General features: G+C 35.4%; 13 protein-coding genes. 9 read left to right on the forward strand and 4 right to left on the reverse strand.

The features are described from left to right. Positions 1-370: 370 nt before the first annotated feature. From BCELL_RS02420 to BCELL_RS02430, 3 genes are all read left to right on the forward strand, one after another. Positions 371-661: an HNH endonuclease gene (locus BCELL_RS02420; protein WP_013487076.1), complete on the forward strand. Its 291-nt coding sequence runs from the start codon at positions 371-373 to the stop codon at positions 659-661. Between the two features lie 176 nt (positions 662-837). Beyond that, positions 838-1,332, forward strand: coding sequence for a DUF4352 domain-containing protein (locus BCELL_RS02425; protein ID WP_013487077.1), 495 nt, complete (start codon positions 838-840; stop codon positions 1,330-1,332). Positions 1,333-2,622: 1,290 nt separating this feature from the next. Continuing rightward, positions 2,623-2,817 carry a hypothetical protein gene (locus BCELL_RS02430; protein ID WP_013487078.1) on the forward strand — a complete coding sequence of 65 codons (195 nt, stop codon included), beginning with the start codon at positions 2,623-2,625 and terminating at the stop codon, positions 2,815-2,817. A gap of 63 nt (positions 2,818-2,880) precedes the next feature. Here the strand turns inward: BCELL_RS02430 and BCELL_RS02435 are convergent, their stop codons facing one another. Further along, on the reverse strand, positions 2,881-3,309 hold the full coding sequence (locus BCELL_RS02435) for a DUF948 domain-containing protein (RefSeq protein ID WP_013487079.1): 429 nt from the start codon (positions 3,307-3,309) through the stop codon (positions 2,881-2,883). Between the two features lie 319 nt (positions 3,310-3,628). Here BCELL_RS02435 and BCELL_RS02440 point away from each other — a divergent pair, with 319 nt between their 5' ends. Both BCELL_RS02440 and BCELL_RS02445 read left to right on the forward strand, forming a co-directional pair. After that, positions 3,629-4,162: an RNA polymerase sigma factor gene (locus tag BCELL_RS02440; RefSeq protein WP_013487080.1), complete on the forward strand. Its 534-nt coding sequence runs from the start codon at positions 3,629-3,631 to the stop codon at positions 4,160-4,162. An 18-nt stretch (positions 4,163-4,180) separates the two neighbouring features. Further along, on the forward strand, positions 4,181-5,767 hold the full coding sequence (locus tag BCELL_RS02445) for a DUF4179 domain-containing protein (RefSeq protein ID WP_013487081.1): 1,587 nt from the start codon (positions 4,181-4,183) through the stop codon (positions 5,765-5,767). 133 nt (positions 5,768-5,900) lie between these two features. Here BCELL_RS02445 and BCELL_RS02450 read toward each other — a convergent pair whose 3' ends face one another. After that, positions 5,901-6,764, reverse strand: coding sequence for a hypothetical protein (locus BCELL_RS02450; RefSeq protein WP_013487082.1), 864 nt, complete (start codon positions 6,762-6,764; stop codon positions 5,901-5,903). 349 nt (positions 6,765-7,113) lie between these two features. Between BCELL_RS02450 and BCELL_RS02455 the strand changes: the two genes are divergently transcribed. Next, entirely contained in the window at positions 7,114-7,674 is a 561-nt protein-coding gene (locus BCELL_RS02455) for a hypothetical protein (protein ID WP_013487083.1), read from the forward strand. A 244-nt stretch (positions 7,675-7,918) separates the two neighbouring features. Here the strand turns inward: BCELL_RS02455 and BCELL_RS02460 are convergent, their stop codons facing one another. Further along, entirely contained in the window at positions 7,919-8,935 is a 1,017-nt protein-coding gene (locus BCELL_RS02460) for a YecA family protein (RefSeq protein WP_013487084.1), read from the reverse strand. A gap of 194 nt (positions 8,936-9,129) precedes the next feature. On the opposite strand from BCELL_RS02460, the gene rlmD reads away from it, so the two are divergent. Beyond that, positions 9,130-10,503 carry a 23S rRNA (uracil(1939)-C(5))-methyltransferase RlmD gene (rlmD, locus tag BCELL_RS02465; RefSeq protein ID WP_013487085.1) on the forward strand — a complete coding sequence of 458 codons (1,374 nt, stop codon included), beginning with the start codon at positions 9,130-9,132 and terminating at the stop codon, positions 10,501-10,503. 211 nt (positions 10,504-10,714) lie between these two features. Here rlmD and BCELL_RS02470 read toward each other — a convergent pair whose 3' ends face one another. Next, on the reverse strand, positions 10,715-11,338 hold the full coding sequence (locus BCELL_RS02470) for a helix-turn-helix domain-containing protein (RefSeq protein ID WP_013487086.1): 624 nt from the start codon (positions 11,336-11,338) through the stop codon (positions 10,715-10,717). Positions 11,339-11,692: 354 nt separating this feature from the next. Here BCELL_RS02470 and BCELL_RS02475 point away from each other — a divergent pair, with 354 nt between their 5' ends. Together BCELL_RS02475 and BCELL_RS02480 are read left to right on the forward strand one after the other, a co-directional pair. Next, positions 11,693-12,565 (forward strand): hypothetical protein, encoded by an 873-nt coding sequence (locus tag BCELL_RS02475; protein WP_013487087.1) that lies wholly within the window; start codon positions 11,693-11,695, stop codon positions 12,563-12,565. A 181-nt stretch (positions 12,566-12,746) separates the two neighbouring features. Beyond that, positions 12,747-16,208, forward strand: coding sequence for a hypothetical protein (locus BCELL_RS02480; protein WP_013487088.1), 3,462 nt, complete (start codon positions 12,747-12,749; stop codon positions 16,206-16,208). The last annotated feature ends 365 nt before the right edge of the window (positions 16,209-16,573 follow it).

The raw sequence follows: 16,573 nt of genomic DNA on the forward strand, positions 1-16,573 counted from the left end.
TTATTTCCTTGAATACATAAAATAACCTCTAAAAGTGAATGAGTGTGGAAAACTATTCAGTTCATGAGAAGAGGCGGGGGAGCAGTTGGTAATTTTAGGTTGAGATTTGCTTTTTCGGTCAGCATAGCCGATTGAATGAAGCCCGTCGTTAGATGAATTTTTGGTTTACGGTCAACATAGCTGGTGAATGAACCCCGTCGTAGTATGAAAAATGATCTAACGGTCATCATAGCTTCCGCCTCCAAACACGTTTTTTATTTCTCTCACGCGTAATGTAAATAAAGCTCATGATCGGAAAATGAATAGGGAAAACTCAAAACGACATGTTTGTTAAAGTAATAATGGATATTAAAATCGTGGAGGGAATAAAGTGTCCCAATGTGAGCTTTGTGGCCGTAATCATGTTGAAACAACTATTCATCATCTCGTTCCAAAAGAAATGGGGGGAACATTTGGTGCAACTGCAAGTCTGTGTATACCTTGTCATAAACAGATTCATGCATTATATACAAATGACGAAATTGCAGCCAGGCTAACAACGGTAAGCGATTTAAGGAATGATGAGAAATTGATGCAGTTTATCAAATGGATAAGAAAGCAACCACCAACGAAAGTGATGAAAATAAGAAAGTCTAATGATAGAAAAAGAAAAGGTAAATAATACCTCAAGAAGTATTAATAACCTTGATAGGTAGCCTTTCCACATCCTACTTTTCTACACTAATGAATAAAAGATCTTTTCTTTTTAAAATATCATGCTAAAATGTTGAATTATGACACTTTGTGACGAATAGGTTGCAATGCTGTTTAAAAATTGAATAAGGGGCAGGGGTTTGAATGAAGAAGTCTTTATTAGTTTTAATTGTAGTTTTACTTTCATCATTTTTACTAGCGTGTAGTGGAGAGACTCTAGGAAAAGGAAAAGCAAAGGAAGTAGAGGTTAATGAAAGTATTAATTATCACGATGAATTTGAGTACACTGTATTATCAATTGTAAGAACAGACAGCTATGAGTATGAGAGTTCCTTTGGTGCTCCGGCTACATTAGAAGCAGAAGAGGGAAAAGAAATTGTGATATTAAATATTGAGGTTACGAATATATCTGATGAGGAGCAGGGCGCATTTCAATCGCTTCATTTGTTAGATGGTAATCAAGTAAACTATCAGAAGGTTCTTTTTTCAAAAGATTCACTTTCAACAACTACACCTCTATTACCAGGTGGAAAAACGAGTGGCCCAGTTATTTATGAAGTTACAAAGGGAAATGAATTGGAATTTCGCATAGCAACTCTTGGAGGAGATCCAGTAGAGCAAACGATTATTCTTCCATAGTTTCATATAATAGAAAAGAGAGAGGGAGACTCGAAAGGTTGTTTTAACCTCGTGAGTTTCCCTTTTGTATTAATTAGCTTATTAGACACTTAAAAAAGCTATGTTAAATCTGTTTGTGATTTTCGCTTCAAGATACTCTCTTGAAGGGCATTGCTTTATGAGAGAACTGAGGTAGGTGGATCTTTGAGACTGCTGAAAAAGTACAAAACAATTTTTTTCAGTGCCTTTTATTTGTATTGCAGTCGCTCTCCTGACAGGAGAAACCCACTCCTATCAGGCTTTTTAACGATTGCGACGGCTACGCACATTGCTTAGGGGCACTGGAAAAGTGGAAGAACATCACCTTTTCAGTGCCACAGGCATCTCGCACTTTTCGTGAAAATCAACAATAGTATGAAGAATTGAGAATGTAGGCAAATGCTTTATCATTTCTGTCCGATTGCAACTCTATTTCGGACAGAGTTTCTTGTTTAATATTCAACTCTGTCCGATTGCTACTCTATTTCGGACAGAGTTTCTTGTTTAATATTCAACTCTGTCTGATTGCAACTCTATTTCGGACAGAGTTTCTTGTTTAATATTGACCTCTGTCCGATTGCTACTCTATTTCGGACAGAGTTTCTAGTTCATTACTCAACTCTGTCCGATTGCAACTCTATTTCGGACAGAGTTCCTTGTTTAATATTGAACTCTGTCTGATTGCTACTCTATTTCGGACAGAGATCCTTGTTTAATATTGAACTCTGTCTGATTGCAACTCTATTTCGGACAGAGTTTTCTTGTTTAATATTCAACTCTGTCCGATTGCAACTCTATTTCGGACAGAGTCTCTCGTTTAATATTGAACTCTGTCTGATTGCAACTCTATTTCGGACAGAGTCTCTAGTTCATTACTCAACTCTGTCCGATTGCAACTCTATTTCGGACAGAGTTCCTTGTTTAATATTCAACTCTGTCTGATTGCAACTCTATTTCGGACAGAGTCTCTTGTTTAATATTCAACTCTGTCTGATTGCAACTCTATTTCGGACAGAGTCTCTTGTTTAATATTCAACTCTGTCCGATTGCAACTCTATTTCGGACAGAGTCTCTTGTTTAATATTGAACTCTGTCCGATTGCAACTCTATTTCGGACAGAGTCTCTTGTTTAATATTGAACTCTGTCCGATTGCAACTCTTTTTCGGATAATTCTTAAACAGATCTAAAAAATGAATGGATAATTTTCTACATAATGTCTAGTTAGCTCATGTTAAAATAACTAGATAAGGACAAATTTCTAGGAGCGGAATATGAAAAAGACACTAAATGACGAAAATATACGAACTGTTAAAGTAATGTTACTAATAGTTATTGTTATTGCTCCTTTAGCAAATGCATTCGGTTATTTCTTTATAGGGCTTTATATATTAAGCTTCGTTAGTCTTATCTTTTTATTCGTATTTGATATGTACTTTAAAAGGAAAGATCAAAGAAGGAAACGCTAAAGGATGACTCTAGGTGAATAATCAACCAGATGAGTCATCCTCTTATGTAATAGCACTCTCTCTTTAATTATCAGCAGAAGCCTTCTTCGCTTGTCTTAAATAATAGATAAAAGCAGCGCCTCTCATGAGTCCCTCTAGCTTATTTTTATCGAGGATATCCATGCCTGCTTGTGCTCTTTCTGCTTTATCTACTGAAAACTTAGCTAATGTAGACGTTAAATGGTGAGCGGATTCTCCAGTATCATGAATAATTTGAAATAGTGGATCTAGCTTTGCTAGTTTCTCATTAACATCTGCAAGTGTTTCATTTGAGTTATGAATAACCCCTACCGTTTCTTTTGATAACTCTGTAATACTGGCCCCTGTAGTATTAATTGTTTTTGCTGTCGCACCTAACGTCTCCTCTAGTCGTTTTAATACAGGTCTAAGAAAAATAATAAGTACTGCAAACCCAATAGATAAAATAAAAACACCAATGCCTAACCAATCCATCCTTCATCACCTCTCCACAAAATTCTACTCTTTTAGATCTATTACTATCATAATAGCAAGGAAGAGCATCATATGCCTACTAATTAAAACGCTAAATTTAAGTTGAGTCACTTTTACGTATGGTTGTACAAGCTTAAGGGAGTACTCTTTCTTTTGAGTACCCTAAACACATTTTTTATAAACAGATAATCTTTATTTTTCCCAATCATAGTCATTACATGCAAAATTCGTATAAATCTAAACAATTTTAATTTTTTTGAAACGAATTGTTATGTACAATGATCTATTAAAGAGAGCGTATGCATAAGGGGGGACGGTGATGGAGATTTTGAGCAGCAATGATGCAGTCTCGGTTAATCAAGAGGACGTTGTTTTTCATTTGAAAGAGGGGGACATGCAAGTGCTTCTTCACTGGATTAAAGAAAGACAAGATAAGTTTTACCGCATAGGCTGGTCCTTTTTTAAGGTTCAAGAAGATATTGAGGATGCTTTACATAACGCTATTATTATAGCTTATGAAAGGATTCATACATTAAGGAAGATACAATTCTTTGGAACTTGGTTCACAAAAATTTTTCTCAATGAGTGTAGAAAGATCTATCGCACGAATAAGAAAACAATCCGTTTTGAACAAGTTAATTCTATAGCAGATAGAGAACCTGACTTGCAAGCTAATAAAATTGAGCTAAGAGAAGCTTTAGAAAAATTAGAAGCAGAGACAAAGGAAATGATTATTTTAAAGTATGTAGCAGGATACTCTTTTAAGGAAATTGGCGAGCTGTTTGATAGAAGAGAAAATACTGTGAAAACGAAAGTACATAGAGGGTTAAAAGCGATTCGGAAATATGTTTAGGGAAGAGGTGTGGAAAAGATGACGTGCAAGAAAGTGGAGGATCGTTTATTAGACTATTTAGATGGAAATCTTCCTTCTGAACAAGTGAGTGAAATAAAAAATCATGTACAAACTTGCTCCTCTTGTGCAAATGAACTTAAAAAACTAGTTAGAGCGAAAAAAACAATAGAATTGGAAAGTGACAAGTGCAAGGTTCCGAATAACTTCTTTTCTAATGTTGAAGCGAGAGTGAATGATCACGTTTTGGCAGAAGGAGAACAAGGAAAGCGGAATTGGGGCATAAATATAGCCATTGCTTTGATTGGTTTTATCGTGATCTCTTCTTTTTTTATCACCGAGGGGATAGTAGACATGAGCGGATGGTGGGATAAAGACAGGGAATACCATCATTTGGAGCGCGCAATTGAAGAGGGGTATGGCGAACAATTAAATATATCTGTGCAAGATAATGGGATAGAGGTCACGATTACGGAAATAATTGCAGATGAACTACAGACAGTTTTGTATTATGAAATTCGTGATGTGGAAGAACAAAATCATTTAACACCAGTATACGAGAAAATAGTAATTAACAATGAAAAAGAACTTTGGCCAGAATCGTTGAGCTACTATAGCGGTTTAGAGGGTTTTAGTGCACACGCAATGAATAATACCTATTATGAAGATGAAAATTTTAATCGGGGTAAATTGACATATATTCCGTTAGAAGTTGATTCTGGAAAAATTGAAATATCAATAAGTGAACTGACCTTTGTTGATGGTGATGAAACAGAATGGTACAATACACCGTCATCAACAGATTTACGTACTGTCGAAGGAGATTGGTCATTTGATGTCCCGGTAAAGAAGCATGGAATGAGAGAATATGATTTAGGTGAAGAAAGCTTTGCGCTATTCAATAATGAAATTATCTTGAAATCGCTTTCTGTAGCACCATCGAATACAATCCTACAGCTCGAGCATAAGATAGATCGAACAAATGACGAGAAAGAAATGCAATACTTTAGTATCGAAGCGATAAAAGTTAACGGGAAGCGTTTTGAACGGGATAAATTTAGCCATATGCCAATGACTATGACTAGCCAAGGTGATGTTGTAATAGCTTTTGATACAATATACTTTGAGGAAATAACGGATGTAGAGATAATATTAGATCAAGTATCTTTTCTTGTTCATGAAAATATAGAAATTCCAATCGATCCACAAGATCCAATGGTAGAATACAACTACAATGGAACGAACATCTCTATTATCGATGTGATTGAGGATGAAAACTATACAACGATTGTTTTAGAAGAGGAAACGCATTCTACACGTCAGCATGAAATTCTATTTATAGAAGGATTTGATCAATTTGGAAACAGGAATACGATAAGTTCTTCTTTACCAATCATTATAGATCAAGATGGCAATGAGTATACGAGTGAGTATTTCTTTAAGATGGATGAATTAGATGGCGCAAAAATGTTTGTTAAAGAATATATGCTTCAGTTTGAAAAAAGAGATGGTGTACAGCCAGTAATAAATAAACTAGTCATCAATGGCCACAGAGAAACAATTTTGGTTGATGAAGTGTGGAAAGTGGAAAACCTTCTGCTAAAATAATAATAAAAAGAGTGAGATACGCAATAGTTTATTTTAGAGGGTACTGAAAAAGTTGACTATACTTTTTCAGTACCCTCTTGTTTTACCCATTGAGTACCCCTTAGTACAACGATTTTTTCATGGGGCAAATCACTTACTGTAAATTTTCCGAAGGTACGTCATCTTTTATACAAAATAGTGTTTTATGAATGCGATTGCCCGCATAAATACTGATCACTTTTGTTATAAAAGAAATAACATAAAAGTATTTCGTCGATATAGTAATCAACTTCTTTTTTATAAATATGTACTCTAGTCCGAGCAAGGTAACGATGAGACTAATAGTGAAATATCCTCTCTTCAAGAAGATAATAATCGTAAAGAGAATAGCACAGAAGGCACTATAGATTGTCGATAAAACAACATGACTTCGATAAAAGTTTTTAAATATTTTAATGTTGAAGAGACAAGTCTTGAATAAAGCTACATGATAAAAGTTAAGTGTACTGTAGGCGACAAAATTTGTTAAGTAAACAGTAAAAATTTTAAAAAGGCGATGATCTTTATCTATAATCTGCTCCTTCCATTTATTAGCTATAAAATAAAAAATTAAAACCCCTATAGGCGTATATCCAGTTTTCCACCAGTAATGCTTATATAACCTTTTTTCAACAAATAATTTATCAACTAAAGTCAACATGAGAGCAAATAGTAGTGACCACCTTTTTCTAAGGTGAAAGATTGTAAGAAATAAACCAGTTGTAGGTAAAACAAATAACTGTGAGGCATTGGCCCCAACGACGTTATCAAAGTATTTATTTTTTAATAAATTCGGGTAATATCGGTAGCCTCTAAAAATAAGAAGAACGAAAAATTCAAAAATATAGTTAAGACCGATATTTGAAATGAAGAGTGGAGCAATAAAACGTTTATATTTTGGTGGACTATTACGAATGATAAAAAAAAATAGAAGGAGAGATGAAAAGTGAAGAGTAAGAAAGTATATTCGATTTCTCATGTTGTCCTCCCTAAATTGAAATAATATTTATTTTTCCAAAATTATTAAAGATAATACATAGAGATTCTTATGTGCATGGAGAAAATACATAAAGATAACAATGCTTAGTTTCTCTTGCCCCACTCCATGAAGACATTCACCTTAAAATTTCACAATCTTTACGGATTTGGTGGGTTGGGTAATACAACAGACAGAGGAGTACTTTTATTAAATTTTCCTTAGAGGTTACATGAATATCCACAAAAATCCCAACTTTACTTTCTAGACCCAATTTTTTTTGCTATGCAAGAGAATGACAGAAAGAAAAAAGGACAATATAGGATTAAAGGGTATAGGGGGGGACTATCACATGAATTTTGATCAGTATCGGACAGAAATTCAAGAAAAATCGAACCAGCTAAATGAACTTTTTTCTTCTTATTGGCATGATTATTCCCATATGGGCACGTGGCAATTTTGGGTAACCATTTCGTTAATGGTACTGCCATTAATTATATTGATATTTGCAATCGATAGACGAAGAGTTTTTGAAGTCCTATTCTTCGGTTATACGGTACATGTTTTATGGACTTATATTTATATTGTCATAAATTCAGAAGGCTACTTTACTCATCTTTATTTTCTCACCCCAATGTTACCCTATGCTTTAAACATGACAGCTTCGGCATTACCTATAGGTTTTTTACTTCTCTATCAATATTGTACGAATCGTGGGAAGAATTTTTATGTATTTACAATCATCTTAAGTGGTATTTTTGCTTTTGGCTTTGGTGGTACGGAAGTATGGTTAGGATTAGTAGAATTGAACAAAGGAATGAAGTTATTTTATCTCTTCCTCATAGACGTTACGATTGCATTCACTGCCTATTGGTTCACGAGGGGATTACTTAAAGTGAAAGAAAGAGCATAAGCTTTTGATAGATTATTTTTATAAAGTTTTTCACTTGAGCAGAGAAAAATATTTCACGAGAAAAAATAAGAAAACATTGGCACGAAAAATCATTTTTTCGTGCCAATTTAGATACTGTGATATTAGTTGTGAAAGGTGTAAGAGTTAACGTGATATTTGCATTTTTCTGCATGGAGCCAGCCTCGCAAGTAAACAAATCAGTTTGTGCCTCCGGTGTTTCGTTATGTGTGTATTAAACACTTGTTTAAAAATAGCTATCAAGCTCTTTAAAACGAGAGGAAATGGTAGTAGCTGATACGTTATATTTTTCAGATAGACCCTTTTGAGTGACAGTAGTCCATTGATTTGGCTGTTTCGATGCCCAATATTCTAATGCCGCAGCGAAAACTTCAGGCTTTTGAATACGTGGAGCCTGTTTCGCGTAATAGTCGAGCCACTTATTTTTTACAGTTAACAAAACATCCGTTGAGTAATCCTCTAAGGAAATGGATTGATAGAAGGTTGTATATACGGCTCGGGCATCCTGGCCTACTTTTGGAATCTCCGTTGTCTTTTGCTCTAGAACAGAAACAAGAATACCAATAATAGCAGGGAAATGTCGCTTAACAAATGCAGACTCGGTTTCATTGTCCTTTTTATACATACGATAAAGCTCATTATACTCATGTAAGCAAGCTGCTCTTAGCTTATCAGGAATAAGTAAGGCATCTGTTCCGAGAACACTCCCTGTTATCGTAGGGTAAATATATCCAAATAAGAAATCACCAGAATCTAATTTTTCAAATGCAGCAGTTTGGTCCGGAACGATAACATGTCCATTTAAACTATCCTTTACTGTTGCCGTCTCACCTTGTTTTTCAATAAGTAATAGGGAAGGGGTTACTTGAGTCCAACGATCAAGCACTTCGTGTAAACTGTTATCAAATTCTTCACGATATTCATCGACAAACTGCTCTACAATAGTGCGTTTATTTTCGATCACAGGTGCATTAAATACGAGCCAATGAAAAAGAATTTGTGAGAATGCTCTTGCATCTGCATCGTTAAGCTTCGTATATGTAGCTGAGTAGCGCTTATAAATAGGTTGAAGCTGTTCATCAAATGTTTTACTATAATTTAATAACTTTGGCAAAAAATCTTGAAATTGCTGTTGCGAAATAGGGTCAATGTTGATCGGTTGAACTTGCTTATCCATACAGCATTTTTTATACTTTTTGCCACTGCCACATGGGCACTTATCATTTCTACCTAGTTTAGACATGCTGGTACACCTCATCTTAAAAATACGATTTTTCTTGCAATAACTCAAAAAAATAAATGATAAATAAAAAACTATTCTTATATAACTTCAGTAAAAGACACATGTTCTATAGTAACAATCTGTAGATTTTTTTCAAGCATTAACAGTATGGTACAATCAATAGCAGAAAAAACGTGTTCGAAAGGATAAATGTGATGAAAACGAGTGTACCTGTTCAAAAAAACGATAAATTAGAGGTAATCTTTGAAGACTTAACTCACGATGGTGCTGGTGTTGCAAAGATAAATGGTTTCCCCATTTTTGTGCCAAGAGCGCTTCCTGGTGAGGAAAGTACAATAAAAATTACGAAGGTGAAAAAAAACTATGCCTTTGGACGATTAATAGAAACAACAAAGGAAAGTGAACACCGCGTCGAGCCACCGTGTCCAATTTTTAAAGAATGTGGTGGCTGTCAGCTTCAGCACTTGAGCTATGATGGGCAGCTTAAGCATAAACAAAAGCATGTCATGGATGTTTTGTCACGAATTGGAGGAATGAATGACGTTCATGTTCATCCGACACTAGGGATGGAGGAACCTTGGCGCTATCGAAATAAAGCCCAAGTTCCGTTCGGGGAAGAAGAAGGCGGTCTCGTTGCAGGCTTTTATGCAGAAAGAAGTCACAAAATTATTGATATGGATCGCTGTATGATCCAACAAGAAGAAAATGACGAAGTTGTCATGTTAGTGAAAGATATAGCAAAAAAGTATGGCGTACGTGGATACGACGAGGAGAAGCATAAAGGTACGCTGCGCCACGTAGTTACGCGTTACGGTAAAAATACTGGCGAGCTGATGGTTGTTCTTGTAACGAAAGGAAAAGAGCTTCCGAATAAGAAAAATATTGTGCAAGACATTCGTGATAGTTTACCAAAAGTTAAATCAATCGTACAAAATATTAATCCGAAACGTACTAACGTGATTTTTGGCGATAAAACAGAGGTGCTCTGGGGAGAAGAGGTCATTTATGACACCATAGGTGATATTAAATTTGCTATTTCAGCACGTTCATTCTATCAAGTAAATCCAACTCAGACAGAAGTTTTATATAACAAAACATTGGAATTCGCAGGCCTTTCTGGGAATGAAACAGTTATCGATGCTTATTGTGGAATAGGCACGATCAGCCTCTTTCTAGCGCAAAGGGCTAAGCACGTCTATGGTGTTGAAATTGTACCTGAAGCAATTAGCGATGCAAAGAAAAATGCGCAATTGAACGGCATAGAAAATGTCGACTTTGCCGTTGGAGAAGCGGAAAAGGTCATGCCATGGTGGTACGCGCAAGGTATACGTGCCGACGTTATCGTTGTAGATCCACCACGAAAAGGCTGTGACGAAGAATTATTAGAGACGATTGTGAAAATGAAGCCAGCACGAGTCGTATATGTATCATGTAACCCAGCGACTTTAGCGAGAGACCTCAAATATCTAGAGGGGAGAGGCTATAAAACAAAAGAAGTACAACCTGTAGACATGTTTCCGCATACGATGCATGTGGAAACTGTAACGGTGATTTACAGAGAAGGCTGAAAGCCCTTGATCTGATAGAAGGGGATTTTGAAAATACGTATCTACATGAACGCTCTTTGGGAGAATCCCGAAGGGCGCTTTTGTCGTCGGGGGAAAGAAATGTATGCATTGCAGAGCATACATAAATAGAATAGTAAATATGAAAGTACAAGCTGCAAAGGGAAAAAGTAAAATCCTCAAGTTGGACTATTAGTACCATCCCTGCTTTTTGCTATAACTTCGGTTTTCTCCATGTAGGTATGAAGAATTTAATATTTATAATGCTCATAACTACAATTCCAATGAGTAATGTAATAAGTGTATTTATATTTCTTCCAAAAGGCCAAAATGGATATAAAAAGATAGATAGTACAAACAACAAATCCAGCCATATGATATTTTTCGACCCGGATTTTCTATTAAAATAATCCCTTGATCCCACGAATGTCAGAACTAATCCGATTACAAATAGGACACTATACCATATTTGTATGTACCAATTAGGAAGGGAACCAAGATCTGCACTATCGGAAATTGCACCCATAAAACCTAAAGAGCCGACTAGCATAAAAACTCGACCAAATGCGGCGGCCATGTGCATTCTTATATCTTTTTTACTTTCAGTTTGATTTTCTAGATTTTTTTGCTTTTCCATAAACTTATCGGATGATACCAACTCTTTTATATCACATTCAAACAAGGTAGCCATTTTGATTAGATTCTGTGTGGAGGGTTTTGACAAATTGTTCTCCCATTTCGATACTGCTTGCCGACTAACCCCTAACTGGTCGGCTACATATTCTTGTGACAGGTTTAAGGATTTTCTTTTGTTGTTAATATTTGAACCTAATGACATAATACGATGCTCCTTTTCTAAATGGGTTACTGTAATCTTAACGTTTTTATAGGTTGCATACCACCAACTAGACAGCAACTATAGGTTGATATTCATGTTTTTTTAGGCTTTTTTCTGAAAATTAGCCCATAATGATAACTAGCATGTGTATACTTTAGTGTCTAAATTTTTTACTAACGCTGAAACATCCTAAAAAATAAATACCGAAACATTGAGGTGTGCCCGGTTATAAATTAAATCTAGGAATAATGAATCTAAAAACTATGTGAAAGTTATTGAGAACGATAGAAAAGACTAGTATTCTGAGACTAGGGCAGATTAAGAAAAACTTCATTTATAGTGGGAGGGAATTAAGTGTATTATTTAAAGAATGATCGTTTAAAAGTGGAGATTCAAGAACCGGGAACCTTTTATAAGGGCTCAAGATTTGATTGGACTGGATTTATTTCTCAAATAACATTGGATGGAAACATTGAATATTGTGTTCCTGAGCGATTAGAAGAGGGAGAAGGTACTGGTGGACTAGGATTCTGTAATGAATTTGGTATTGATTCTCCTATCGGTTATGATGCAATAGAAGTGGGTGAGCTATTTCCGAAAGTTGGTGTAGGTCTTCTAAAAAAGGATGAAGATGCTGCTTATGACTTTTTTAGAACTTATGAGGTTTCGCCTATAGAAGTCAAAATTAATAAAGAAGCTAATTCTATCACTTTTGAAACGACAAATGCTAGTCCTAAGGGCTACGGGTATCATTTAATTAAAGAAGTAGCTATCGTTGATAATCGATTAATCATCGACTATAGGTTAACAAATGTGGGGAAGTATCCAATACATACGAACGAATATTCACATAATTTTATTGGCATTAATAACGAATTCATTGGTGAACATTATCAATTGAAGATGCCGAGAATGAAAAATATCGAAGTGGAAGTAGGATCTATATCGAGTTCTCACGATCAATTAACGTGGCCATCAACACCTGATGGTGACTTCTATGCCCACATTGACTGGGAAGTAAAAAACGGCACTTACAACTGGGATGTGTTTCACGATAAAATTGGAGCTGGTGTTCGAGAAATATCGGAGTTCGAACCTTCCAAAATCGCTTTATGGGGACGCAATCATGTAGTTTGTCCAGAAGTGTTCATTGATATTAAATTAAAACCTAACGAAGTAAAATCGTGGAAACGTGTTTATGAATTTTATCAAGATAAGGAAGTTTAGTGGAGCATGTCAACCACACGCAATCTAGAGAAACGATATATCTAGTAGATGATGATAGTCTTTGGTCGCATCTCTAGAAATGATGACAATTCTTTGAAGTTAATTGTACTTTTAACTTTAGAACTATATAATCAGTAACAAGTAGGTATTTTAAAAATCTTGATATAGAAAGGAACATATTATGAAGAATATATCCAATTTGTACTTTGGAAATGCAGCGTTACATGATGAAGCAGAAAAGATTTCTCTAGAGACAGTGACTGTAAATGAGGAATCTTATTTCAAGATTGAAAACTACAATCACATGAATCCATTCTTTATGACAGTAGTAAGTGATGTTGACCATTGGATGTTTATATCAAGCACCGGCGGACTCACTTGTGGACGTAAAAATGCAGAGTCATCATTATTTCCATATTACACAGATGATAAGATCCATGACAGTATTGAAACAACTGGATCACATACAATACTAATCGTTAATAAAGAGGAAAAGAATTTCTTATGGAAGCCTTTCTCACTTCATAACAGCAATGTATATAAGATAACTAGAAACCTATATAAAAACACGACAGGTAACAAGATCATGTTTGAAGAGATCAACCATGACTTGGAGGTTAGTTATACATATACATGGAAGAACAGTGATGCGTTTGGATTTATTAAAGAATCTAGAATCGTTAACCTAGCGGAGAAGGAAGTGGATATTAAAGTATTAGACGGTATTCGTAACATACTCCCTTATGGTGTCAATACGCTTTTACAAACGACGAAAAGTACACTAGTTGATGGATATAAAAGATGTGAATTAGTAGAGCAAGCAGGGCTAGCTATTTACACGCTTAGTTCGATTTTAACTGATAAAGCGGAGCCAAGTGAATCATTGAAAGCAACAACGGTTTGGTCAAAGGGACTTGACAATCCTAGCTACCTTTTGTCAGAACAGCAGATTAACGCTTTCTCTCAAAACGAAGAAATTCAAACGGAAGATGATATTAAAGGTAGAAGAGGCTCCTACTATGTTGTAGATTCTATCCACCTAAAAGCTAGTAAATCAAAAGACTGGCAAATAGTCGCTGAGCTTAACCAAAGCGCTTCCGATGTAGAGAAACTCATTAAAGAGATAATGGATAACCAATCAATTCTTGAGGTACTAGATGCAGATGTTTCAAAAGGTGACTACAATCTGAACAAACTTGTATTTGAAGCAGATGGTTTCCAATGTACTGCAAATGAGAAGGCGAGTTATAGGCATTTTTCAAATACTCTTTACAATATTATGCGTGGTGGTATATACGCAGATGGCTATGAGATTGACAAAGAGGATTTTAAAGTATTTGTCCGTAATTGGAATAAAGAAGTATATACGAAACATCTCGATTTTATGAGCCAATTACCTGAAACAATTAATTATAATGAACTAATTGCATTGGCAGCAGAGCTTCACTGCAAGGATTTTGAACGAATAGTACTTGAGTACTTGCCACTTACATTTAGTAGACGACACGGTGATCCAAGTAGACCTTGGAATAAATTTAGTATAGAGGTTTCTAAAGAAGATGGCGGCAAGGAGCTGAAGTTTGAAGGGAACTGGCGTGATATCTTTCAAAATTGGGAAGCGTTATCAATTTCTTATCCTGCATATACAGAGAGTATTATATCTAAATTCGTAAATGCATCAACAGCAGACGGCTATAATCCATATCGCATTACGAAAGACGGCATTGACTGGGAAGTGCTCGACCCTGAAGATCCGTGGTCAAATATTGGATACTGGGGAGATCACCAAATTATTTATCTTTTAAAGCTAATGGAATTATCAAAGGCCTATAATCCTAAGAAATTACAGGACCTTCTTCATAAAGACATTTTCGTATATGCGAACGTACCATATAGGATTAAAGGATTTGATGCATTAGTCGACGATCCAAGAAACAGTATCGTTTTTGATGATAAGAGTGAAGAGCGTATTAAGAACAAAACGACAAGCATAGGATCAGATGGTAAGTTAGTGTACAACAAAGGTGAAATCTACAAAGTTAACTTAATGGAAAAACTATTGGTTACTCTTCTTTCGAAGTTCTCTAACTATGTATCTGAAGGCGGTATTTGGATGAATACACAGCGTCCAGAGTGGAACGATGCGAACAACGCTCTAGTCGGGAATGGTCTGTCAATGGTTACGCTGTATTATATGCATCGTTTCCAAGACTATATGAGTCAAATAGTAGAGGAAATGAAAGAGGACACCATTGAAGTTTCAGTTGAAGTACAGCAGAAGTTTCAGGATATAACGGCTGTATTGAAGGACAGTAAACAATATCTAGGTAATAAAATATCCGATGACACTCGTTTTGAGATTGTTAAAGCGTTAGGTAAGATTGGAGAAAACTACAGAAATTCCATTTATGACAATGGTTTTGTAGGAGAGAAAGCGTCAATTTCTCTAGAGTCCTTGAAAGAATTTATTGAGCTATCCATGATTCATTTAAAGGATTCCATTAAAAAGAATAAACGTGAGGACGGTCTATACCACTCATACAATCTAATCCGATTTGATAAGGAAAACTGTAGTATTTCTAATCTTTATGAGATGTTAGAAGGACAGGTTTCTGTTTTAAGTTCAAAAGCTTTAGATGGAAAAGAAAGCATTGCTGTCTTAGAAGCGCTTAAAAATAGTTCTATTTATCGTGAAGATCAAAACAGCTATATGCTTTACCCAAATCGTGAGCTACCGAAATTCTTAGAGAAAAATGTGATTCCTGAAGAACAAGTCATGTCATCAACTATTTTAAAAGAAGAACTAAATCAGAATCGTACACTTTTTATTGAAAAAGATATTAATGGGAAGTACCATTTTAACGGTCGATTTAGAAATGGTGACGAGATTGAAGAAGCACTAAAAGCGACAGAAGCGTATAAAGATGAAGACATTAAAACTGTAAAAGAAATCTTTTCAAACCTATTTAACCATCATGCTTTTACAGGACGTTCAGGTACTTTTTATAAGTATGAAGGTTTAGGATCTATTTATTGGCACATGGTATCGAAGCTAGTATTGGCGACACAAGAAAACTTCGAGGATGTCTATTCCGAAAAGGGTATGACTGAAGAAGCTAGAACGCTGATGAATGATTATGAAGCGATTAAGGAAGGCATAGGAGTAGAAAAGTCACCAGAAGAATACGGGGCATTTCCAACAGAGGCCTATTCCCATACTCCAGGATTTGCAGGAGTGCAACAACCAGGTATGACCGGACAGGTGAAAGAAGACTTTATCTCTCGACTAGGTGAGTTAGGAGTGAAGGTAGAGGACGGACTTGTTCATTTTAAACCAGTATTATTAGAAAAAGCTGAGTTTTTAAAAGAAAAGAAAGCATGGAGCCTACCTAGGAATAGTAATTCTGCGGAAACAGAAACAATGCTGCTAGATGAGAACTCTTTAGGATTCACTTTCTGTGCAGTTCCTGTAATCTATTACCTAGACGATAAAAAGAAAATCATCGTGTATTATAAAGATGGTTCAGAAAGTGTTTTTGAAGATGTGGATACTTTAGATCTTGAAACAAGTCAAAACATTTTTAATCGTGAAGGCAAGATCGAAAAAATTAAAGTGTATGTTGACGGCAGTAATTTGAAATAAACAATAATAAAGGCTGGCTCGAAAGGTAATGTAGTTCACCTTTTGGGTCAACCTCTACTTTTTAAACTTTGTAGGTGAGTAAACCGTAATCATCTCTTGATAGTCCGATCCTAATTTCGTAAAATATACTTTTATGAGATTAGGATCTTATTTCGTTTTAAAGCTTTTCTGCACCACATTGTACACCATTAATCTTAATGGAGTAATGTTAATTTGTAGAAGGTTTTTTGGAGATAATGAAGGTGAAATGATACCTTTTCAATCAGTTGGATGAAAAGTGCTAATGTTAAAAGTAACAGTAAGACTTTGATTGATTTATTCATTAGGAAAACGATATTCTAAAGTAGTTTTAATGAGAGGATTTG

Origin of the sequence: Evansella cellulosilytica DSM 2522 (assembly GCF_000177235.2) — a bacterium.
GTDB lineage: Bacteria > Bacillota > Bacilli > Bacillales > Salisediminibacteriaceae > Evansella > Evansella cellulosilytica.